This is a genomic window from Vibrio paracholerae (genome assembly GCF_037672085.1).
Lineage (GTDB): Bacteria > Pseudomonadota > Gammaproteobacteria > Enterobacterales > Vibrionaceae > Vibrio > Vibrio cholerae.
The window spans coordinates 2,079,372-2,100,785 of the sequence record NZ_JBBHLM010000002.1 but is presented as its reverse complement, the minus strand read 5'-3'; the positions used below and the strand labels follow the sequence as shown (position 1 = coordinate 2,100,785).

The window sequence follows — 21,414 nt, the reverse complement described above, 5'->3', positions numbered from 1 at the left end:
GCGCGAGTGCTACTCTTGAATAAATATCGATTTAAATAAGTGCAGGCAAATGGAACCGATTAAACTGACTTCTCTTTTTTCAGCCAGCTTGGTCACGCTGGCTGTGACTTATGCGCCATTGGGGGTTGCGAAGCCAACGCCGAATCCTATCGTGACGGAATCTGGGATGGCGGTAGTGCCGTTTCTTAATCTTTCGACGGGCTATAACGATAACTTGGCCAAATCAAACCAGCAGCAAGACAGCTCGGCCTTCTCGGTGATTGAATCGGGGATCGGTTTTATAGTCGAGCCGCAAAGCAGCAAAACCCAATTGGGATACCGTTTTCGCAACGGAACGTATTTTAGTTCTCAACAAGATAACTTTACCGATCACTACCTTGATCTGACCAGTGATTGGGAATTGAACTCCCGCCACCGCATTGGGTTTGAGTATAACTTAGCCTTAGCCCATGAAGGCCGTGGCGAGAACGATACAACACTCGGACTTGATTATAACCAATATGAAAGCCACAGTGCCAATCTTGGGTATGGCTTTGGTTCAACAGAAGCGATTGGTCGGATTGAAACCAATATCGGTTGGCAAGATTTTACTTACCAAAATAACCGCACCATTACTCAATATCAGGATTGGGATGAGCTGCGCTTTAACTCCACTTTTTATTATCAGGCATTACCGCGTACCTCGTTTATCGCGCAAGTGATTGCTAACTCTCGTCGTTATGACCTGATCGCACCGGGAGCCAGCAGTAAAGATAATAATCACTACTTTGGTTATCTCGGTGCTTCTTGGGATGCCACAGGGAAGTTGCGAGGCAACGCAAAGCTTGGTTACCAGCAAAAAGATTTTGATGCAGCCAGCCGTAAAGACTTTGACTCTTTTTCATGGGATGTCGATGTGACTTATCTGGTTCGCACCTACTCAGCGCTCCAACTGGTGACCAATCGACGTTCGACCGACTCTGATGGCGATGGTGACGCGATTGACGCAGCAACCTATCAAGTCAACTGGTCACACAATTGGAATACCCAATGGACGACTGAAGCCGCATTAACGCGTTTAGAGGAAGACTACACAGCATCGAATCGTGCTGATGAAACGATGAATGCGAGTTTACGTGCCAGCTATGATTTTCGTCGTTGGCTGACCTTTGAGTTGGGTGTAGGACGAGAACGGAAAGACTCCAATATCGACTCGTTAAGCTATAGTCAAAATGTGTATTACCTGTCTGTTCAGGGCGTGATGTAACCCATGATGAAATACCTACTCTCATTTTTGCTGTGCCTATTGGTATGGCCGTCATTGGCGGTCGCCAATGAGGATTTTTATCGTCTCGGTGTTGGCGATCAGATCCGTGTTCAAGTTTATGACGAGCCCGAACTCTCATTTGAGACGCGAGTGAGTGACAACGGCAATATTGATTACCCCTTTCTTGGTCGAATTCGTTTGAAAGGCAAAACTTTGGAAGAAGTCAAAACCACGATTCATGATGGCTTACTGGATGGTTATTTGCTCAACCCTAATGTCTCCGTCTCGATCTTGGAATACCGTCCTTTCTTTGTGAATGGTCAGGTAATGAAGCCTGGAAGTTATCCTTATCATCCCGGTTTGACGGTGAACAAAGCGATCACTATCGCAGGTGGGTTTACGGAGCGTGCCTCAAAAACCAATCTGTTTATCTCCAGTAGTGACGATCCGGAAGCCAAACCGACCAAAGCCACATTGCTGAGTAAACTTCAACCCGGTGACATACTGACAGTCGCCGAAAGCTTCTTTTAATTTTAGGGTGTAACGGTACACAAGATGACAGGCAAACAATTCACTCAAGAAGAAGTGATCGATATTCGTCAGTATTTTAATGTGCTACTTAACTATAAGTGGCGCATCTTACTTTTCTCCGTGATGGTGACGGCGATCACCTTACTGTTCGTGCTCTCAATGCGCTCAGAATACACAGCGCGTGCGACTATTTTGATTGAATCGACGCAAGCGAAAGCGGTATCCATTGAAGAAGTGTATGGGCTCGATACTAAAAGTCAGGAGTATTACCTGACCCAAATTGAGATCCTCAAATCTGACACGATCGCTCAAGAAGTCATTGAACGGCTTGATTTAGCCTCCGATCCTGAATTCGACTTAAGCCCAGAGAGCGACGCTTCTCCAAGCTTAAAAGAACGCTTGGTAGAGTGGATGCCATTCCTGCAGGGATTTAAGCAGGAAGAGACCGTCGCCGATCCTGATTTGGAAGCGTATCGTCAAAATCGACTGATCTTGTATAAGTTCAAACGCGGAATGGAGATTAGCCCGATCCGCAAAACCCAGTTGGTGAATATCTACTACACCGCAGGTGATCCTAAGTTGGCGGCGAAAATCGCGAATGAGATTGCGCGGGTGTATATGGACAGCCATTTGGAAGCCAAGTTAGAGGTAGAGCTAAAAGCGAATACTTGGCTAAATACCCGTATGGAAGAGCTGCGTACTCAATTACGAGAATCGGAAGCTAAGTTACAAGCGTTTTTGCAAGCGGAAGGCTTGGTTGATGTGCAGGGTGTCGAAGGGCTCGCAACGCAAGAGTTGGAAGATCTGACCTCGCAGATGAATAAAGCACGCGATCGCCGCGTGGCCGCGGAAACCCTGTATCAAGTGGCGAACAGCTACAGTAAAAATGACAGTGACTTGACGGCTTTGTCGTCGATTCCTGAAATTTCCAATCATCCAACTATTCGTGATTTGAAAGTCGCTGAAGTGGATGCAGAGCGGAAAGTTTCTGAGTTTTCTAAGCGTTATGGCCCTAAACACCCGAAATTGAAATCGGCATCAGCGCAGTTAGAAGCGGTGCGTAAAAATCTGCGTGCAGAGCTAAGGCAGTTACTCAATGGGATCAACAACGAGGTGCAAGCGGCCAAGCAATCCGAGCGATCATTACAAACGGAATTTAATCAGCGTAAATCTGAGTTTCAGACCCTGACGGTAAAAAATGCTAAGTATTCTGAGCTGAAGCGCGAAGTACAAACTAACCGTGAATTGTTTGACCTGTTTTTAGCGCGTCAAAAAGAGACCAGTGCTTCGGGGGATTTTAATACTACGATTGCTCGCTTTACTGACCAAGCCAGTGCACCGTTAGCGCCGAGTAAACCCAATAAAAAATTGATTGTATTGCTCGCCTTTGTGGTGTCGTTTGGTTTTGCTTGTGTAGTGGCGTTTATCGCTGATGCGATGACTGATACCTTTGCCGACATCAAACAGGTCGAGAAACAGCTGGCACTGAGTTTATTGGGTGTTGTTCCTGTGGTGCGTAAACAGCGTGGCAAACTGGATGCGAAAGCCTATTTTGATGAGAAACTGCGTGAGCTAACCGAAGCGGTGCGTACGATACGGACCAGCTATCTGCTTGCGCATGTCAACCAAGATCAGCATGTCGTGATGCTCACATCTTGTCTGCCCGGAGAAGGGAAGACGACATCTAGCCTGAACTTGGCCTTGTCGTTGGCGCAAATGGAAAAAACCTTGCTGATTGACTGTGATTTACGCAAACCGGCGATTGCACACCGTTTTGGTATTTCTGGCTCACAACCGGGCGTCACCAATTTACTCAATGGCACGCAAAGCTTAGAAGATTGCGTCTACCATGATGAGCAATCCGGGCTCGATATTCTTACTGCGGGTGTTTATGCTTCCAACCCGTTAGAGCTGCTTTCTTCGAGCAAATTTAGTGAACTGTTGGCTGATTTACGTACTCGCTATCAACGCATTGTGATTGATACGCCACCTTGTCTCGCGGTGAGCGATAGCTTTATGTTGGCGCAATACGTGGACTCTGTGATTTTGGTGATCGATGCCAACCATACTCGAACGCCAGTCGTGCGTGAAGTGGTGGGTAAATTGACTCAGCAGGGCAGTCGTATTGATGGTGTGATACTCAATCGTCTTAATGCGAAAAAGGCTTCACGCTACAGCGGCTATTATCACTACCAAGCTTACTATGGCGAAGAGACGAAATCGGGCGCGGCAAAGTGAACGCTTTTTTTCAGTTTGGATGGCGTGTCGGGGTGGCGAGTTCGGCATTGTGGGTGATCTATTTCGCCTTCCAACAAGGGATCGCCTCCTTGTATGGTGTTACCGCTGAGAAGGCTCTGCTAGCTTGGAATCATTCTCCGGCGACGCTCTCGGCCGTGGATGATGTGCACAAGGCTATCCAGAGTGCGATTGAGTATAGCCCTGAACATCCGCAGTATTATTTTTTACAGGGACGGATTTTTCAGTGGCAAGCGTATCTTGCTCAGGAGCAAGATACGCAGCAAGCGTTGCATGCGGCTAAAACCGCGTTTCTGGACAGTGCCGAGCGGCGCCCAACTTGGCCTGACACTTGGGCTGAATTGTTAAAGATCGAAGCTCAGTTATCTGCTCATCATGTAACGCAGCTTCATTCGAGCAAGGACTCTCTCGATAAATTTATGCGCAATGCTGACTGGTATGGGCCGTATACACCAGCCGTGAATATTGCCATCTCGCAGGTGGGGTTAGCACACTGGAAACAGTGGGATAGTGAACAAAAGTGGTTGGTGATTGAACATCTAGCACGCGGACTAGACGGTAAAAATAGTCGACACCTTTTGGCGGATTACCTAAAATCGGCGCATCAGTTCAAACTGGCTTGCACTTTAGCCTCACGCCGTGAGCCCAAATTAGAGATTTCCATTTGCAACAGCGTCTTAAAATAGGCCTTCAAATCTATCAACAGCGTCCAGTTTCTTTGGTGTTGTTTGGCTTGTTAGCCTCGTCAACGGCTTTGGCTTCTTGGTTGAAATCTTCCGGCTGGCATGCCGATTATGTTTACCAGTTAGAAAGGGCAGTGGGGGGAGATACCCATTTGCATGGCCTATTAGCCATGTTGCTGACGTTGGCGCTGTATCGAGTGCTTTCTGCCACGAGCCACAGCTATAAGCTGGTCGTATTCACTGGCCTGTTGGTGGCGATTTGCTGCTTGATTGATGAAGGTATTCAAGCCTTCACACCACTTCGCACTTTTTCTATTCAAGACATCTTAGCCAGTTTGATTGGGGTGACACTGGCGAGCGTGATCAACACTATGCTCGCGGGTTTACTGCAACGTAAGCAAAGAGAGCCTTATTAGGCTCTCTTTTCACTATACCCTTCCTACTTGAAGCTGCAGCGGTGTTGGCTACGTTCGCTCACCCCAATCACATAGTGTATCTATGCTCATGGGGATTCACTCTCTTGCCGCCTACCTGCAACTCCAAGTAGTTTTGGTATAACTAGCAGAACAGACTAATAAATGACGCGATAACGGCTCGGTTTATGATTCATTGCCAGCACGATATTGAGTAAAAACGCCCCCAAAATCGACAAACCTATGGTCAGTGGAGAAACAAAAAAGAACGAGGCGAGCAAGATTAAACCGTCAATCGCCATCTGGCTTTTCCCGACTGAGATGCCAAATCTGTCTTGAATAAAGAGACACAGCACATTAAAGCCGCCAAGGCTTGAGCGATGACGAAACAAAATCAGCATCCCTAAGCCCATCAATAGCCCTCCGGCTACCGCGCAATAAACCACATTCACTTTTTCAAGAGTAATCAACATGGCCAGATGATCGGCAAAAATCGAGACTAAAGCGCCTGAAATCGCGCTATTAAACGCAAAACGAGCACCAAAGCGCTTCCAAGCCAACAGATAAAATGGGCAATTTGAGAGAAAATAAAGCACGCCAAAAGTCAGTGGCAAAAATTGGGTCATTAACAGCGCTAATCCTGTGGTTCCTCCGGTTAGCAGTTGCCCCGCTTGTAGAAAATAGACGCCCTGTGCGACAAGAAATGTCCCAGTCAGAATCGCGATCCAATCTTCTTTATGTGAATGTTTTTCCATAAATTCCGTTATCAGGAGAGAGAATGGCGCGGATGTTAATGAAAAGCGGATATTTTCGGTAGCTAGGGATGGAAAATTGAGGTAAACCTATGTCACATCCGCTTTACAGGGTGTAAAGCAAAAAATTGACAGTTTTGTTGTTTAGATAGGTTTTATACCTAGAGCATGAATACTGTCGTAGTGGTTATGAAAAAACTGCATGATAAATTCATGAATTTGGGCTTTATGATAAAGATCAAATTATGTAGAATGCGCGCCATAAAGTGATGACGAAAACGTTTGCGTGGAGTCATTGTGTGGTTTTTTTGCAATTTCAGTCAATCTGAGTCAGGAGATACAGATGCTTAAGCGTGATATGAACATCGCTGATTACGATCCGGAGCTATACGCTGCCATTCAGGAAGAGACGCTTCGTCAAGAAGAACATATTGAACTTATTGCTTCAGAAAACTACACCAGCCCGCGTGTAATGCAAGCACAAGGTTCTCAATTGACCAACAAGTACGCCGAAGGTTATCCAGGTAAGCGTTACTATGGTGGTTGTGAGTACGTGGACAAAGCAGAAGCTTTAGCGATTGATCGTGCTTGCCAACTGTTTGGCTGTGAATACGCGAACGTTCAGCCGCACTCTGGATCTCAAGCGAACAGTGCTGTGTACATGGCGCTGCTCAACCCAGGTGACACCGTGCTAGGTATGAGCCTTGCTCACGGTGGCCATTTGACTCACGGTTCACCGGTTAACTTCTCGGGTAAGCACTACAATGTGATCCCTTACGGTATCGATGAAGCGGGTCAAATTAACTACGATGAAATGGAAGCTTTGGCACTTGAGCATAAGCCAAAGATGATCATCGGTGGCTTCTCGGCTTACTCACAAATCGTGGATTGGAAACGCATGCGTGAAATCGCCGATAAAGTGGGGGCTTACCTGTTTGTTGACATGGCACACGTTGCAGGTCTAATTGCTGCGGGTGTTTACCCAAGCCCAGTGCCTTTTGCACACGTTGTCTCGACTACCACGCATAAAACACTGGCAGGTCCACGTGGTGGCCTGATCTTGTCAAATGCTGGTGAGGAGATGTACAAGAAGCTGAACTCAGCAGTATTCCCTGGCGGCCAAGGCGGTCCTTTGATGCACGTGATTGCGGCTAAAGCGGTGGCGTTCAAAGAAGCGATGGAGCCTGAGTTTAAAGAGTATCAAGCGCGTGTGGTGAAAAACGCCAAAGCCATGGTGGCGCAGTTCCAAGAACGTGGCTACAAGATCGTCTCTAACAGCACGGAAAACCATTTGTTCCTTGTTGATCTGATTGATAAAAACATCACAGGTAAAGAAGCTGATGCCGCTCTGGGCGCTGCCAATATCACGGTTAACAAGAACTCGGTACCAAATGACCCACGTAGCCCGTTTGTGACTTCAGGTATCCGCGTTGGTACGCCTGCAATCACTCGCCGTGGTTTTACTGAGCAAGACGCAAAAGATCTCGCGAACTGGATGTGTGATGTTCTAGACAACATCAATGATCAAGGTGTGATTGAAGCGACGAAACAAAAAGTATTGGCGATCTGTCAACGTCTGCCTGTTTACGCTTAAGCGCTAAAACCCCAACCATGTGAAGTTGCAACGCAATGGTGCAACTTTCTTTGGTTAGGTTGTTCTGATAAAAAAGCCTGCGAACTTCGCAGGTTTTTTTGTTGTCATCCCTAAACCACCGCTTTTAGCGGTGGTGATTGTTTTGGTCAATGGAGTCAGTATTTACTTACTGACACTGATCATGGTGCCGGATTTACACTTGAACATGTAGTACTTGTTGCTTTCGGTAAACTTACCTAAGCCTTCCCCATCACAATAATCTACGTTGATATCACGCATGATATCGAGAGTTTTCTCGGTTTTCAGGGCAAACTTTGCACCATCAGCGCACACAATGCGTACTTGGCCATCATCGCTGACTGAGTAAATGTTCACTTCGGTATTACACAGCTCAAAAGAGGCTTCACGATAATTATCTTGCTTGGTGTTCGAGGAACAACCAGCTAATAGCGCTGCAGCAGTTAGGGCAAATAAGCCGATATGATTCATTATTATTTCCTTGTGGTCAGGATTCACTCAAAAGTACCATCGGGCGAGCGAAAATTAATCGAAACTTTAGCCTAAGCGTATAGAAGCCAAGCGTAGGATTCAAGGTTAAATCGGGGAATCGGTTGAGATTATGGTGAAGGATCTCATCCCCGTGAAAAGCATCAAGCCTGCGAGGTGCAGGCTTGATGAAGAGGCTTATTTGACTTCTAAACCCTTGGCTTGTAAGTCAGCATGGTAAGAGGAACGTACAAAGGGTCCACAGGCGGCGTGAGTAAAGCCGAGCTCTAGAGCAATCTCTTTCAGCTCATCAAACTCTGCGGGTGGCACGTAGCGTTCAACCGGCAGATGGTGGCGACTTGGTGCGAGATATTGGCCAAGAGTCAGCATGGTGACGCCGTGAGCACGGAGATCTTTCAATACTTCGACGATCTCTTCTTTAGTTTCACCCAAGCCCATCATTAAGCCTGATTTAGTCGGTACATGAGGATGCTGCTCTTTAAATTGACGCAGCAGCTCTAACGACCACTTATAGTTAGCGCCTGGGCGCACTTTACGATACAAGCGTGGTGCGGTTTCCAAATTGTGGTTGAAAACATCGGGCGGATTGTCTTTTAAGGCCTCAAGAGCCACTTCCATACGACCACGGAAATCAGGCACTAAGGTTTCAATCTTGATGTGCGGATTCAAAGCGCGAATTTCACGGTTACAATCGGCGAAATGTTGTGCACCACCATCACGCAAGTCATCGCGGTCCACCGAAGTAATTACCACGTACTTGAGCTTCATATCATGAATGGTTTGTGCGAGCTTTTTCGGCTCTTCCGCTTCTGGTGCATTGGGGCGGCCATGGGCAACATCACAGAATGGGCAGCGACGGGTACAGATAGCACCTAAAATCATAAAGGTCGCCGTACCATGGTTAAAACACTCAGCCAAGTTAGGGCAGGAGGCTTCTTCACAGACTGAGTGAAGATTATTTTTACGCATGGCGGCCTTGATGTCTTGAATGCGCTGGCTATCCGCAGGTAGCTTTATCTTCATCCATTCTGGTTTGCGCAGAACTTCTTTCTGCTCTGTCGGCATGTTCTTGATGGGAATCAAAGCCATTTTGTCGGCGTCACGATATTTAACGCCGCGTTCCATCTGAATTGGTTTACTCATGATTGTATGCTTCTGTGCTGAATTCGACTTGCTCGTAGTCCAGTAGAGTAACGAGTTCTTGGATTAATACTTTTTCAACCTGTTCCATGCTGACCGGATGCAGGTCACTCACTTGAATCATCTCCATTCCAGCATACCCACAAGGGTTAATACGTAAAAATGGAGCAAGATCCATCTGAATATTGAGTGCGAGTCCGTGGAAAGAGCATCCCTTGCGGATACGCAAACCTAAAGAGCAGATTTTTCTATTTTGTACGTAAACTCCGGGGGCATCGGGTCGTGCGGCTGACTCAATTTGATAATGTTTTAAGGTGTGAATAACCAAATTTTCAATGTGTGTCACTAATTCACGGACGCCGAGCTTTTTACGGCGTAGGTCAATCAGAAAATAGGCGACTAATTGCCCCGGTCCGTGGTAGGTGACTTGCCCACCCCGATCACTTTGTACAACAGGAATATCTCCAGTATTGAGGAGGTGCTCAGCTTTGCCGGCTTGTCCTTGAGTAAACACGGGGTTGTGTTCGACAAGCCACACTTCATCAAGCGTTGTGGAGTCACGTTGATCAGTGAATTGATGCATTGCCTGCCAAACGGGAGTGTAGTCCTGTCTGCCAAGGCGTCTCACCAACAGCTGGTTTTCCATTATTGTCATCCGCCAGAGATATATAAAGTTTTTCGATTATAAACTGCTTACCTGTAATGAACTACACATCAGGGGGAACTTTTTGACCCTGATAATAAGGTGGTTTTGTTAATTTTTTGAAAAATAAAGAAAAAGCAGCCTAAGCTGCTTTCAAAAATATTTGAATAAATAAAATAATAGCGTGGTTTTACAGAACCATACGCACAATATCGATTTCACCGAGCTCTTTATAAAGGATCTCTACTTGTTCAATTGAGGTCGCGTGAATGGTCACCGACACTGAATGGTAGTTACCTTTAGCGCTGGGTTTAACGCGCGGGCTGTAGTCACCAGGAGCATGACGTTGAATCACTTCCAACACACGTTCTGGCAGCTCAGGCTTAGCGTGTCCCATCACTTTGTAGGTAAAGGAGCATGGGAATTCGAGCAGATCTTTTAATTTCGCATCAGAGTTGATGTTCAGCATGGTGAAACTCCAGTTTGAGCATTGGAAAAACGGGACGAAATACTACAGCCATTCGGGTGTGATCTCAAGCTCACAAAAAAGCCGCATGAAGCGGCTTTTGGGGAGATAAATCTCTTTAGGCAGTATAGGCTTTACTGGCTTAACGGCTTAAAACCAGCTTTTGAACAGCAAAACCAAGTAATCCCATAGGCGGCTAAATAGGCTGCCTTCTTGCACATCTTCCAGTGCGAGCAATGGGTATTGTGCAACATCGTTACCAGCTAATTGATAATAAAGCGTACCAACGACATCGCCTTTAGCTAGCGGTGCTTTCAATTGTTTTTCAAGTACAAAGCTGGCGGTGAGATCTTTGGCCTGTCCGCGTGGTAAAGTCACGTAAGTATCTTTATCAACACCGAGTGCAATCGTGTCTTTATCGCCCATCCAGATGGTTTCATTCACGAAAGTCTCACCCGCTTTGTGTGGTGCCACGGTTTCAAAGAAGCGAAAGCCATAGCTCAGTAGCTTCTTACTTTCCGCTTTACGTGCGTTTTCGTTGTCAGTGCCCATCACCACAGCAACCAAGCGCATGTTGCCTTCTGTAGCAGAGCTCACGAGGTTATAGCCAGCACCACTCGTATGTCCGGTTTTAATGCCGTCCACATTCATGCTTTTATCCCAAAGCAAACCGTTACGGTTGTATTGAGTGATGCCGTTGTAAGTGAATTTTTGCTCAGAGTAGATCGCGTACTCTTCAGGCACATCGCGGATCAGTGCTTGGCCAAGTAGAGCCAGATCATATGGCGTAGAGTAAAGACTTGGGTCGTCCAAGCCGTGAGAGTTAGTGAAGTGCGAATTCTTCATCCCAAGTGAGCTTGCCCAAGCATTCATCAGGTCAACAAACGCATCTTCCGTCCCTGCGACGTGCTCTGCCATCGCTACACACGCATCATTACCCGATTGGATGATGATGCCGCGGTTGAGATCGCTGACCTTAACCGTGGTACCGACTTCAACGAACATTTTCGAAGAATCAGGGAAATTCTTAGCCCAAGCATTTTTGCTGATCACTACATCGTCATTTAGCGAGATGTTGCCACGCTTTACTTCTTGACCAATCACGTAACTGGTCATCATCTTGGTTAAACTAGCTGGAGAGAGTTTGGTATCCATCTCTCTTTCGGCTAGCACTTTGCCTGAATGGTAATCCATCAAGACATAGCCTTTAGCGGCAATTTGCGGAGCGTCGGGTGTTACGATAGGAGAGGCGAAAGCAGTGCTGCTTAGCGTGATAGAAAGCGTAATAGAAGACGCTAGCACAGATTTGAGAATTGATTTTTTCATGGTGAATGCTTAGTTCTACTTAAGTGTCTGTAATCTTAACAAAAATAACGTCTCAAACCAGACCAGATAGTCTCAAGTCAGGTTTGAGTGGTCATTGAGCGCGTTTATTAATCGTTTTAATAAATGCGCCGTCATAGCCTGCGGATTTTACTTGTTCAAGTAAAGTCTGCGTCAGGTCATCGTCAGTAAATGGCCCGAGGAATAAGCGATGAGTATTATTTGTACTCTCGACGAAGCTCGGTGACGATAAGTTCTGACCGAGGTTTTGCGCTAAAGTTCGCACGCGTTCAATATGTTGTGACGAAACCACCTGAATCACATATTCGAGTGCGTTGTTCTTATTTTTGGGGCGCGGTCTGGCTGGTTTGTCGACGGTTATCACTTCGATACGCACATTGGCCGTTCCTGCTTGTACAACCCCTATTTTATAAGCTGCAGCATAGCTTAGGTCGATGATTCGGCCATCATGGAAAGGCCCACGGTCATTGACTCTGACCACGGTCGATTTGCCATTATCCGTGTTGGTCACTTTAACATAACTTGGAATTGGTAGCGTTTTGTGCGCTGCCGTCATCGAGTACATGTCGTAAATCTCGCCATTTGAGGTGAGATGGCCGTGAAACTTTTTTCCGTACCAAGAGGCTTTGCCACTTTCGGTAAAACCTTTAGGGTTTTTAATGATGCGATAGCTATTACCGCGCAGATTGTAATCTTTATTACCCCCGAAGCTGTACGGTTCGTATTGTGGATGTGCATCTTCAATATGCTCGACAGACAGCGGTGTATCAGGTGCCTGATCATCAGACATATCATAGCGACCACCAGGCGAGCTACATCCGGCGAGGATTAAAACGAGCAGTAAGTATAAATAAATTCGGTTCATTAAATCGTCTTCGAAAACGCTTTGCGGTGCGTATGGATTGACATCAAAATACCGAAGCCGGCCATCAGTGTCACCATCGATGTTCCACCATAACTAATCAGTGGTAGTGGAACACCCACCACGGGTAAAATTCCGCTCACCATGCCTATGTTAACAAACACATAAACAAAGAAGCTCAGTACGATACTACCAGCCATCATACGCCCAAAGGACGTTTGCGCATGACTAGCAAGGTAGAGTCCACGGCCAATAATAAATAAATAGAGGCTGAGTAGGACTAAGATGCCGATCATACCCCATTCTTCGGCAATGACTGCAAAGATAAAGTCAGTATGTCGTTCAGGAAGAAATTCAAGTTGTGATTGTGTGCCGTGTAACCAACCTTTTCCTGACAAGCCACCTGAACCAATTGCAATTTTACTTTGGATGATGTGATAGCCAGCCCCAAGGGGGTCTGATTCAGGATCGAATAGAGTACGTACGCGGGTTTTTTGGTATTCGTGCATCAGAAAAAACCACAGCACAGGCACAAAACCACCGATTGCTACGGCGGCTGCAGTAATCAGCTTCCAGCTAATACCTGCCAAGAAAATGACAAAAATACCTGAGGCCGCAATCAAAATTGAGGTACCAAGGTCGGGCTGTTTCGCAATTAAAATCGTTGGTACAAACACCATCATCAACGAGGCAACTAAAGTTTTGAACGAAGGTGGGAGGGCGTGTTTGCCGATGTAGCGTGCCACCATCAAAGGTACGGCAAGTTTGAGCAGTTCTGAAGGCTGAAACCGGACAACGCCGAGATCCAACCAACGTTGTGCGCCTTTCGATATTTCCCCAAACAGTAGCACACACACGAGTAGCACGACGCCGAAGAAAAATAGGATAGGTGCGGCACTTTCATAAGTGCGAGGTGGAATTTGCGCCAGAATCACCATAATAACTAAAGACATGGCCATACGCATGGCTTGACGATCCATCATCGCGAGACTCTGACCGCTGGCACTGTACATCACCACTAAGCCAAATCCCATTAGGGCAAGAACGCCAAGTAGCAGAGGTAGATCGATGTGAAAACGTTCAAACAGCGCACGGTTTTGTCCGGTTGCAGGATCCATCTTCATGGCTGTATTACCTCTTCTTTTGGCTCTTCTTCTTTTTTACCCAAAATCACGTGATCGAAAATTTGTCGTACCACTGGCGCACCATTACTGGATCCCCCACCACCGTTTTCTAGTACCAAAGCTACGATGACTTTAGGGTCTTTTAGTGGAGCGAATCCAGTAAAAAGAGCATGGTCGTGTAAGTGCTCAGCTAACTGGCTAGCATTATATTTTTGACCTTCGGCTAAACCGAATACTTGTGCGGTTCCTGATTTTCCTGCCGTTTCATAAGGCATGTTTTGGAAAGCGCGACGTGCGGTTCCTTTGGTTCCGTGGTTAACCAAATACATGCCATGGATGGCCATATCCCAATACTTTTTCGGTACACCATCAATCGATGGATAAGTAGTGTACTCGGTCTGTTTTTGGGTAGTGAACTGTTCACCATTATCTATTGTGGCGCGCAGCAGATGCGGCGCAATTACTTTACCATGGTTGACAACCACCGACGTCGCTTTAGCAATTTGCATTGGTGTGGCGGTCCAATAACCTTGACCAATCCCAACTGGGATTGTATCTCCTTGATACCAAGGAACTTTGTGACGCGCCATTTTCCATTCGCGCGTTGGCATATTCGCCTTGCTCTCTTCGTAAATATCAATTCCTGTAAGTTCACCAAACCCAAAACGGCGCATCCAGTTTGAGAGTTTATCAATCCCCATGTCATAGGCGATTTGATAGAAGAAGGTATCCACCGACTCTTCCAGAGATTTAATGATGTCTACTCTGCCGTGACCCCAGCGTAACCAGTCACGGAAAGGCCGAGTATCGGTATTGGGAATGCGCCAGTAGCCAGGATCGTTACGAGTGGTATTAGGTGTAATGATCCCATCTTGCAGTGCGGACACCGCAATAAAGGGTTTGACGGTTGAACCAGGTGGATAAATGCCAAGCGTGGTGCGGTTTACTAATGGACGACGTTTGTCATTGAGTAAGTCGCTGTAGGCTTTACCTGAAATGCCATGCACAAACGCATTGGGGTCGTAACTTGGGCTAGATGCCATGGCGAGCACGCCATTGTCTTTAGGATCGAGAGCCACAATCGAGCCGCGGCGACCTTCGAGCAGCTTGTAGGCATAGAGTTGCAGCTCAATATCAAGATTGAGCACAACATCTTTGCCAGGAATAGGAGGAACATATTTTAGGGTACGAATAACTCGGCCACGGCTGTTGACCTCGACTTCCTGATAACCAGCGGTACCGTGCAGTAAGTCTTCGTAGTAGCGTTCAATCCCGAGTTTGCCGATGTCTCGGGTGGCTTGATAGTTGGCTTTTTTGCCTTCTTTATCCAAGCGTTCAAGATCTTTATCGTTAATCCGCGATACATAACCAATCACGTGGGTCAGAACTTCGCCATACGGGTAATGGCGTTTTAGGTTAGCGGTGACCGAAACGCCGGGGAATTTATGTTGATTAACGGAAAACCTTGCCACTTCATCATCGGTGAGCTGAGTAAGAAGAGGTACAGAATTAAAGCGGCGAGTCTGTTTGCGTTCTTTTTCAAAAGCCGCGAGCTTTTCTGGGCTGATCTCAATGAGTTGTTGTAAGCGCGCGATGGTCTCTTCCATATTTGGCACTTTTTCTGGGATCACTTCTAAGTTGAATACCGGACGGTTTTCTGCCAGAAGTACACCGTTGCGATCAAAAATTAGCCCGCGGTTAGGCGCAATCGGAACGACTTTTATTCGGTTATCGTTGGAGCGTGTTTTGTAGTCTTGATATTGGTTGATCTGAATATTGTACAAGTTGCTCACCAGCAGACCCATGCAGATCAAGATCCCGACAAAAGAGACAATAGCACGATTACGAAACAGATGTGTTTCGGCTTGATGGTCGCGGATGGGGGTATGCTGGCGTAACATGTCACTCTATTCTCGGTGATAAGGGTGGTTAGTAGTAATGCTCCACGCACGGTATAAACTTTCTGCCATCACCACACGCACCAGTGGATGAGGCAAGGTCAGTGGAGAAAGAGACCAACTTTGGTCAGCCGCGGCTTTACAGGCAGGCGCAAGGCCTTCTGGTCCACCAATCAGGATCGATACGTCACGGCCATCCAGTTTCCAGCTTTCCAACTGTACTGCGAGCTCTTCCGTATCCCAACGTTTACCTGGAATATCTAAGGTGACGATTCGATTGCCTTTGGGCACTGCGGCCAGCATCGCTTCACCCTCTTTTTGTAAGATACGCGCAATATCAGCATTTTTACCGCGTTTACCGGCGGTAATTTCTACCAATTCCAAAGGCATATCATGAGGGAAGCGACGACGATACTCTTGGAAGCCTTCTTCGACCCATTTAGGCATCTTAGTACCGACGGCGATCAACTGAATCTTCACACTTAACCCCAGAGTTTTTCCAATTGATAGAGTTCGCGAGGCGCTTCTTGCATCACATGCAACATCACGCTACCCATATCCAGAACGACCCATTCACCTTCATTTTCGCCATTCATACCCAGCGGTTGTAGGCCAGAAAGTTTGGCTTCATTAGCCACATGTTCCGCGATAGAGACAACATGTCTTTTCGATGTGCCAGTGCAGACAATCATGTAATCAGTCACGCTTGATTTATCTTTTACATCAAGAGTCACAATATCGACCGCCTTTATGTCGTCAGCTTTGTCGGAAAGAAAGTCTTTAAGTGCTTCACCTTGCAAGAGAATGTCCTCTGAAAATCATCAATAAAATACAGCTTTCGCTTAAAAGGGCGCAGTATATCACGCTTTTAGTGAGGCAAAGGTAGGTTTGCCCGAGGATTGCAGCATTCAAGGCTTAGTTGCTGCAAGATTGGCCATACTGGCTGTTCGTATTGCGTCTTTGCCAGTAATTCTGCCTGAGTTAATACTCCAACCAACCGAAGTAGGTTGCGACTTGGTAAGCGCTGTAAGGCGGCAGAGTAGAGTGGTCTTCGATTTTGCCACACACGATAGCGATCAAAAAGGCTGCCTAAATTACCTAATTGTTGGCGCTCTTGTTGCCATTTAAGCAGTTGAGTGAGTTCTTTTTGCGCGGTGCGGATCAGAATAATCGGCTCATTCTCTTCGAGCATGAGTTGGCGCAAAATACGCTGAGCACGGTTGGCTTTGCCTTCTAATAAAGCATCCACCCAGTGATAAGGCGTGAAATGATTGTGACGACTCAACGACTCTTCCAAGCGCACCAGAGTCAGCTGACCGTCGGGGTAGAGTAACGCTAATTTTTCGAGACTCTGGGCTAATGCAAAGAGATTACCTTCATGCCACTGCGCCAACATTTGTACCGCTTCGGCATCCGGTTTTAAACCGAGGGCAAAACAGCGCTGCTGAACAAACTGAGGTAAACGGCTCAATTCAGGCGTGAGGCAGTTTACCCAACAGGCTTGCTGTGCAAGCGGTTTAAGCCAAGCTGCATTTTCTTGAGCCTTAGTCAGTTTGGGGCCAATGACCAGCAAGAGAATGTCTTGATGAAGTTGGCCCGCTAGTGAACTAAGTTCTTTTGCCGTTTGAGCATTGACCCCAGATTCAGGGATCTCAATCTCAATTAATTGACGAGATGAAAACAGACTCAGTGCTTGGCAGCAGTCATACACTGTGTTCCAGTCGAGCCCTGCATCCGCGCTAAATCGGTGTTTTTCTAAAAAACCTTGTGCTTGTGCCACTTTTTCGATAGCGGTTTTGGCTTCTTGGATCAGCAGTGGCTCATTACCGAATACGAGGTAAATCGGATAGAGCGTTTTGTGCAGTGATTCAGCCAGTTTTTCAGCGTAAATGCGCATCGAAACTACTCACTGCTGCCTTCTGTTGACACTGGGTTGGCTACTTCTTGCGTATCAACGCGATAGTCAGTCACGCCTTCGCTTTCAAGACTTCCATCATCCAACGTTTTACGTGCAAAGTCTGCTTTTAAACGTGCCATCTGGCGCACAATTTGGCTGGCTGCTAGCTTGCGCATTTCATCTTCTATCATGTCGCGTTCGACTGATTTTGCTAATGCAGTCAGTGGGTTATCTAAGTAGCTGCGTGTTACGCTAGTTGTGAATGTACGACTGCCCAGTTCGGGAACAGTGACGCGATAAGAGGCACTGAAAGTAAGCTCTTTTTCTGCAGCACGAGTATTTTGGTAAAGTGACAACGTGCGTTCACTGGTGCTTTCACTGAGCAGATGCAGATTAGGGAGGTTTTCTGCTGGAGTTTGCAGGTCGATTTTATTCAAACGCAACTGACGGTGCACCATACGAGTAAAGGTGCTGTATTGGTCATAGCTGGTCAGTGACATACGAGAGAGTTCTTGGGGAATATCGTAATCACCGCGTAAGTGGAAACCACAAGCCGTGAGTAAGCTTGTCATCAGAACCAAGAGTGACCATTTCAAAGTAGGGAAAAGAGTGTTACGCATGGATGCTTCAGTCTCATTATTAGGCAAAATACTTATCTCAATTAGGCAAAATACTTATCTCAGCTCACCAAGAGCGAAAGCTTGCTGTGCGATAAGCTGAGATAAGTAAACAGGGCAAACCCTGTTTACTGACATTAAAATAAGCCATCAGTTCACTAAATGCGCTAATGGCTTGTCGGCTCATCAATAAAATGTGCGTTAGTTGGCAACGATGTTTAGTAGTTTACCTGGTACGTAAATCACTTTACGTACAGTTAGACCATCAATGAACTTCTGCACGTTTTCATCTTGCATACCGAGCGCCTCAACTTGTTGTTGAGTGGCATCAGCGGCGACGGTGAGTTTACCGCGCAATTTGCCGTTGACTTGTAATACGATCAGCTTTTCATCTTCGACCAGTGCGGCTTCATCGTACGTCGGCCAACTTGCCGTATCGATGTTGCTTTGACCCAGTGCCACCCACATTTCGAAACAGATATGCGGTGTGATTGGGTAAAGCATGAGCGTGATGGCTTTGAGTGCTTCATCCAGGATCGCGCGATCTTGCGCTTCAGTCATCGGCGCTTTGGTCAGCTTGTTCATCAGCTCCATGATTGCCGCAATCGCCGTGTTGAAAGTTTGGCGACGTGCTACGTCATCGGTGACTTTAGCGATGGTTTTGTGCACATCGCGGCGCAGTGCTTTTTGGTCTGCATTCAGTGCTGAAGCATCTAAAGTGGGAGCTTGGCCAAGCTCGGTGTGTTCACGCACCAGTTTCCATACGCGGCGCAGGAAGCGGTTAGCACCTTCAACACCAGACTCTTGCCATTCCAACGTCATATCCGCTGGTGAAGCGAACATCATGAACAGGCGTACCGTGTCAGCACCGTATTTATCGACCATCTCTTGTGGGTCGATACCGTTGTTTTTCGACTTAGACATTTTGATCATGCCTGAGTGTTCAACTTGACGGCCTGTGGCGTCCTCCGCAGAAACGATGCGGCCTTTGCCATCACGTTCTACTTTCACTTCAGTTGGCGACACCCACTCTTTACCACCTTTGTCATTGGTGTAATAAAACGCATCTGCCAGCACCATGCCTTGGCACAGGAGCTTTTTGAACGGCTCATCACTTTTCACATAACCGGCATCACGCAGCAGTTTGTGGAAGAAGCGTGAATAGAGCAAGTGCATACACGCATGTTCAATACCACCGATGTATTGATCAACCGGCAGCCAGTAGTTGGCTTTCTCTGGATCTAAAATGTCATCCGCTTGTGGTGAGCAGTAACGCGCGTAGTACCATGAAGACTCCATAAAGGTGTCGAAGGTATCGGTTTCACGTAGTGCTGGCTCACCGTTAAAGGTGGTTTTTGCCCACTCTTTATCGGCTTTGATTGGGCTAGTCACGCCATCCATCACCACATCTTCTGGTAGGATAACGGGCAGTTGCTCTGCTGGTACAGGGTGTACTTGGCCATCTTCAGTGGTCACCATTGGGATTGGAGCCCCCCAGTAACGTTGACGAGACACGCCCCAGTCACGCAGACGGAAGTTAACGGTTTTCTTACCTTTGCCTTCTGCTTCTAATTTGGCAGCAATCGCATTAAAGGCAGCTTGGAAATCCAAACCATCAAATTCGCCAGAAGCGAAAAGAACCCCTTTTTCAGTGTAAGCCGCTTCAGAGACATCCAGCTCGCTGCCATCGGCAGGCTTAATCACTGGGATGATGTCGAGGCCATATTTGGTTGCGAATTCAAAGTCACGTTGATCGTGCGCAGGCACAGCCATTACCGCACCAGTGCCGTAATCCATCAACACGAAGTTCGCGATATAGATAGGTACTTCACGGCCGTTCAAAGGATGAATAGCGGTTAGGCCTGTTGCCATGCCTTTCTTTTCCATGGTTGCGATTTCAGCTTCTGCAACCTTGGTGTTTTTACATTCATCGATGAAGGCGGCGAGTGCTGGGTTATTCGCTGCCGCTTTTGTCGCTAGAGGGTGGCCTGCAGCGATGCCGACATAAGTAACACCCATCAGAGTATCTGGACGCGTGGTGTACACTTCAAGATCGGTGTTTTCACCTTTAACGGCAAATTTCAGTTCCACACCTTCAGAGCGGCCAATCCAGTTGCGCTGCATGGTTTTGACCATTTCAGGCCAACCGTCTAGGTTATCCAGATCGTCAAGCAGTTCTTGTGCGTATGCGGTGATCTTAATAAACCACTGTGGGATCTCTTTTTGCTCAACCGGAGTATCACAACGCCAGCAGCAGCCATCTTCCACTTGCTCGTTAGCCAGAACCGTTTGGTCGTTTGGACACCAGTTGACTGATGAGGTTTTTTTGTATACTAAGCCTTTTGCAAACAGCTTAGTGAAGAATTCTTGTTCCCAGCGGTAGTACTCAGGGCGACACGTCGCGAATTCACGATTCCAGTCATAACCAAAACCTAATAGTTTGAGCTGGTTTTTCATGTATTCGATGTTTTCGTATGTCCAAGGTGCTGGCGCAGTATTGTTTTTTACCGCTGCGTTTTCTGCAGGCAGGCCAAAAGCGTCCCAACCAATAGGTTGCAGTACGTTTTTGCCTTGTAGACGTTGGAAACGAGAGACTACATCACCGATGGTGTAGTTACGCACGTGGCCCATATGCAGTCGGCCACTTGGATAAGGGAACATGGAAAGACAGTAGAATTTTTCTTTGTTTGGGTCTTCACTTACAACGAAGGTTTTGTTGTTGTCCCAGTGCTGTTGAACTTTTTGTTCAATATCTTGCGGGTTGTATTGCTCTTGCATCGATGACATCCATCTTGGAATTTGTGAGTTCAGTAGGAACGAAGTCTTTCGGTTCGGCATAGAATACAGAAAGCAGGGGGTTACAACAATAGCTATACCCTTCCTACTTGAAGCGGCGACTTCAAGTCGCTTGGGGATTATCCCGCAGCCGTTAGGCTTGAGAGAGGTGAGAGATGCCAAAACAGAAAGCAAGTTATGAAGCCTTACTGGAAGAGGTAGTAGAAACACTCAAACACAGTCCCGATGGTGTGAATGAGATCGTTGAATCCTCTGCGAAATACGTCGATGCGGCGAATGAACTGACCAAGGATGAGCTTGCGTTGATCTCCGCTTATGTTAAAGCGGACCTTAAAGAGTTTTCGCAAAGTTTTGAGCAAAGCAAAAGCAGCCCATTCTATCTGATGCTCACCAATTCCATCTGGCAGGGGCTACTGGATATTACCGACCGCACCAAAGTTGAATGGGTCGAGCTATTTGCTGATTTAGAACATCAAGGCTTGTATCAGGCGGGTGACATGATTGGCTTGGGGGTGTTGATCTGTGACCAATGCGGCCATAAAAACGAGTTTAATCACCCGACGGAAATTGAACCTTGTTCGCGATGTGGTGGTAAAGCCTTTAGTCGTCAACCACTTAAACCCTAGTTGGAAGGAAAGTGTTGCA

General features: G+C 46.9%; 21 protein-coding genes. 7 read left to right on the top strand and 14 right to left on the bottom strand.

The window, feature by feature from the left end; all coding sequences use genetic code 11:
* Window positions 1-49: 49 nt before the first annotated feature.
* Genes vpsM through vpsQ form a run of 5 tightly spaced genes read left to right on the top strand, consistent with a single transcriptional unit; the run spans window position 50 to window position 5,132 of the window.
* Window positions 50-1,246 carry an exopolysaccharide biosynthesis beta-barrel protein VpsM gene (gene vpsM, locus R4537_RS14645; RefSeq protein ID WP_071178560.1) on the top strand — a complete coding sequence of 399 codons (1,197 nt, stop codon included), beginning with the start codon at window positions 50-52 and terminating at the stop codon, window positions 1,244-1,246.
* A gap of 3 nt (window positions 1,247-1,249) precedes the next feature.
* Complete coding sequence (gene vpsN, locus R4537_RS14640; RefSeq protein WP_080483360.1) at window positions 1,250-1,777, top strand: exopolysaccharide export protein VpsN; 528 nt, start codon at window positions 1,250-1,252, stop codon at window positions 1,775-1,777.
* 24 nt (window positions 1,778-1,801) lie between these two features.
* Window positions 1,802-4,015: an exopolysaccharide regulatory tyrosine autokinase VpsO gene (vpsO, locus tag R4537_RS14635; protein ID WP_071178559.1), complete on the top strand. Its 2,214-nt coding sequence runs from the start codon at window positions 1,802-1,804 to the stop codon at window positions 4,013-4,015.
* A gap of 32 nt (window positions 4,016-4,047) precedes the next feature.
* On the top strand, window positions 4,048-4,719 hold the full coding sequence (gene vpsP, locus R4537_RS14630; protein ID WP_235859098.1) for an exopolysaccharide biosynthesis protein VpsP: 672 nt from the start codon (window positions 4,048-4,050) through the stop codon (window positions 4,717-4,719).
* On the top strand, window positions 4,698-5,132 hold the full coding sequence (gene vpsQ, locus R4537_RS14625) for an exopolysaccharide biosynthesis protein VpsQ (RefSeq protein ID WP_071178557.1): 435 nt from the start codon (window positions 4,698-4,700) through the stop codon (window positions 5,130-5,132). The genes vpsP and vpsQ overlap by 22 nt, the downstream gene beginning before the upstream one ends.
* Before the next feature lie 155 nt (window positions 5,133-5,287).
* Here the strand turns inward: vpsQ and R4537_RS14620 are convergent, their stop codons facing one another.
* Window positions 5,288-5,884 carry a YitT family protein gene (locus R4537_RS14620; RefSeq protein WP_000410937.1) on the bottom strand — a complete coding sequence of 199 codons (597 nt, stop codon included), beginning with the start codon at window positions 5,882-5,884 and terminating at the stop codon, window positions 5,288-5,290.
* 340 nt (window positions 5,885-6,224) lie between these two features.
* On the opposite strand from R4537_RS14620, the gene glyA reads away from it, so the two are divergent.
* The gene (gene glyA, locus R4537_RS14615) at window positions 6,225-7,475 is read left to right on the top strand and encodes a serine hydroxymethyltransferase (protein WP_002031659.1); all 1,251 of its coding nucleotides are present in this window, start codon (window positions 6,225-6,227) and stop codon (window positions 7,473-7,475) included.
* 162 nt (window positions 7,476-7,637) lie between these two features.
* Here glyA and R4537_RS14610 read toward each other — a convergent pair whose 3' ends face one another.
* From R4537_RS14610 to leuS, 13 genes are all read right to left on the bottom strand, one after another.
* Window positions 7,638-7,964, bottom strand: coding sequence for a hypothetical protein (locus R4537_RS14610; RefSeq protein WP_001015525.1), 327 nt, complete (start codon window positions 7,962-7,964; stop codon window positions 7,638-7,640).
* Window positions 7,965-8,159: 195 nt separating this feature from the next.
* The gene (gene lipA, locus R4537_RS14605; RefSeq protein WP_000042590.1) at window positions 8,160-9,125 is read right to left on the bottom strand and encodes a lipoyl synthase; all 966 of its coding nucleotides are present in this window, start codon (window positions 9,123-9,125) and stop codon (window positions 8,160-8,162) included.
* Complete coding sequence (lipB, locus tag R4537_RS14600) at window positions 9,118-9,768, bottom strand: lipoyl(octanoyl) transferase LipB (protein WP_057554223.1); 651 nt, start codon at window positions 9,766-9,768, stop codon at window positions 9,118-9,120. Before lipB ends, lipA begins: the two co-directional genes overlap by 8 nt.
* 187 nt (window positions 9,769-9,955) lie before the next feature.
* The gene (gene ybeD / locus R4537_RS14595) at window positions 9,956-10,234 is read right to left on the bottom strand and encodes a DUF493 family protein YbeD (protein WP_000932180.1); all 279 of its coding nucleotides are present in this window, start codon (window positions 10,232-10,234) and stop codon (window positions 9,956-9,958) included.
* Window positions 10,235-10,381: 147 nt separating this feature from the next.
* Window positions 10,382-11,557: a serine hydrolase gene (locus R4537_RS14590; protein ID WP_071178556.1), complete on the bottom strand. Its 1,176-nt coding sequence runs from the start codon at window positions 11,555-11,557 to the stop codon at window positions 10,382-10,384.
* Window positions 11,558-11,648: 91 nt separating this feature from the next.
* Window positions 11,649-12,440 (bottom strand): septal ring lytic transglycosylase RlpA, encoded by a 792-nt coding sequence (rlpA, locus tag R4537_RS14585; protein WP_071178555.1) that lies wholly within the window; start codon window positions 12,438-12,440, stop codon window positions 11,649-11,651.
* Window positions 12,440-13,561 carry a peptidoglycan glycosyltransferase MrdB gene (mrdB, locus tag R4537_RS14580; protein ID WP_000781446.1) on the bottom strand — a complete coding sequence of 374 codons (1,122 nt, stop codon included), beginning with the start codon at window positions 13,559-13,561 and terminating at the stop codon, window positions 12,440-12,442. Before mrdB ends, rlpA begins: the two co-directional genes overlap by 1 nt.
* Window positions 13,558-15,462 (bottom strand): penicillin-binding protein 2, encoded by a 1,905-nt coding sequence (gene mrdA, locus R4537_RS14575; RefSeq protein WP_071178554.1) that lies wholly within the window; start codon window positions 15,460-15,462, stop codon window positions 13,558-13,560. Before mrdA ends, mrdB begins: the two co-directional genes overlap by 4 nt.
* A gap of 6 nt (window positions 15,463-15,468) precedes the next feature.
* Window positions 15,469-15,939, bottom strand: coding sequence for a 23S rRNA (pseudouridine(1915)-N(3))-methyltransferase RlmH (rlmH, locus tag R4537_RS14570; RefSeq protein ID WP_000701620.1), 471 nt, complete (start codon window positions 15,937-15,939; stop codon window positions 15,469-15,471).
* A gap of 2 nt (window positions 15,940-15,941) precedes the next feature.
* Window positions 15,942-16,259 carry a ribosome silencing factor gene (gene rsfS / locus R4537_RS14565; RefSeq protein ID WP_001161138.1) on the bottom strand — a complete coding sequence of 106 codons (318 nt, stop codon included), beginning with the start codon at window positions 16,257-16,259 and terminating at the stop codon, window positions 15,942-15,944.
* Window positions 16,260-16,327: 68 nt separating this feature from the next.
* Window positions 16,328-17,356 carry a DNA polymerase III subunit delta gene (holA, locus tag R4537_RS14560; protein ID WP_071178553.1) on the bottom strand — a complete coding sequence of 343 codons (1,029 nt, stop codon included), beginning with the start codon at window positions 17,354-17,356 and terminating at the stop codon, window positions 16,328-16,330.
* Window positions 17,357-17,361: 5 nt separating this feature from the next.
* Window positions 17,362-17,976 carry an LPS-assembly lipoprotein LptE gene (locus R4537_RS14555; protein WP_071178552.1) on the bottom strand — a complete coding sequence of 205 codons (615 nt, stop codon included), beginning with the start codon at window positions 17,974-17,976 and terminating at the stop codon, window positions 17,362-17,364.
* A gap of 198 nt (window positions 17,977-18,174) precedes the next feature.
* Complete coding sequence (gene leuS / locus R4537_RS14550) at window positions 18,175-20,751, bottom strand: leucine--tRNA ligase (protein ID WP_071178551.1); 2,577 nt, start codon at window positions 20,749-20,751, stop codon at window positions 18,175-18,177.
* Window positions 20,752-20,924: 173 nt separating this feature from the next.
* Between leuS and R4537_RS14545 the strand changes: the two genes are divergently transcribed.
* Window positions 20,925-21,395: a zinc ribbon-containing protein gene (locus R4537_RS14545; protein ID WP_032480694.1), complete on the top strand. Its 471-nt coding sequence runs from the start codon at window positions 20,925-20,927 to the stop codon at window positions 21,393-21,395.
* Window positions 21,396-21,414 lie beyond the last annotated feature (19 nt).

Bases quoted from the DNA above. Each gene is read 5' to 3' on its own strand.
- vpsM (WP_071178560.1), top strand. From the start codon at position 50: ATGGAACCGATTAAACTGACTTCTCTTTTTTCAGCCAGCTTGGTCACG.
- vpsN (WP_080483360.1), top strand. From the start codon at position 1,250: ATGATGAAATACCTACTCTCATTTTTGCTGTGCCTATTGGTATGGCCG.
- vpsO (WP_071178559.1), top strand. From the start codon at position 1,802: ATGACAGGCAAACAATTCACTCAAGAAGAAGTGATCGATATTCGTCAG.
- R4537_RS14620 (WP_000410937.1), bottom strand. From the start codon at position 5,884: ATGGAAAAACATTCACATAAAGAAGATTGGATCGCGATTCTGACTGGG.
- glyA (WP_002031659.1), top strand. From the start codon at position 6,225: ATGCTTAAGCGTGATATGAACATCGCTGATTACGATCCGGAGCTATAC.
- R4537_RS14610 (WP_001015525.1), bottom strand. From the start codon at position 7,964: ATGAATCATATCGGCTTATTTGCCCTAACTGCTGCAGCGCTATTAGCT.
- lipA (WP_000042590.1), bottom strand. From the start codon at position 9,125: ATGAGTAAACCAATTCAGATGGAACGCGGCGTTAAATATCGTGACGCC.
- lipB (WP_057554223.1), bottom strand. From the start codon at position 9,768: ATGGAAAACCAGCTGTTGGTGAGACGCCTTGGCAGACAGGACTACACT.
- ybeD (WP_000932180.1), bottom strand. From the start codon at position 10,234: ATGCTGAACATCAACTCTGATGCGAAATTAAAAGATCTGCTCGAATTC.
- R4537_RS14590 (WP_071178556.1), bottom strand. From the start codon at position 11,557: ATGAAAAAATCAATTCTCAAATCTGTGCTAGCGTCTTCTATTACGCTT.
- rlpA (WP_071178555.1), bottom strand. From the start codon at position 12,440: ATGAACCGAATTTATTTATACTTACTGCTCGTTTTAATCCTCGCCGGA.
- mrdB (WP_000781446.1), bottom strand. From the start codon at position 13,561: ATGAAGATGGATCCTGCAACCGGACAAAACCGTGCGCTGTTTGAACGT.
- mrdA (WP_071178554.1), bottom strand. From the start codon at position 15,462: ATGTTACGCCAGCATACCCCCATCCGCGACCATCAAGCCGAAACACAT.
- holA (WP_071178553.1), bottom strand. From the start codon at position 17,356: ATGCGCATTTACGCTGAAAAACTGGCTGAATCACTGCACAAAACGCTC.
- R4537_RS14555 (WP_071178552.1), bottom strand. From the start codon at position 17,976: ATGCGTAACACTCTTTTCCCTACTTTGAAATGGTCACTCTTGGTTCTG.
- leuS (WP_071178551.1), bottom strand. From the start codon at position 20,751: ATGCAAGAGCAATACAACCCGCAAGATATTGAACAAAAAGTTCAACAG.
- R4537_RS14545 (WP_032480694.1), top strand. From the start codon at position 20,925: ATGCCAAAACAGAAAGCAAGTTATGAAGCCTTACTGGAAGAGGTAGTA.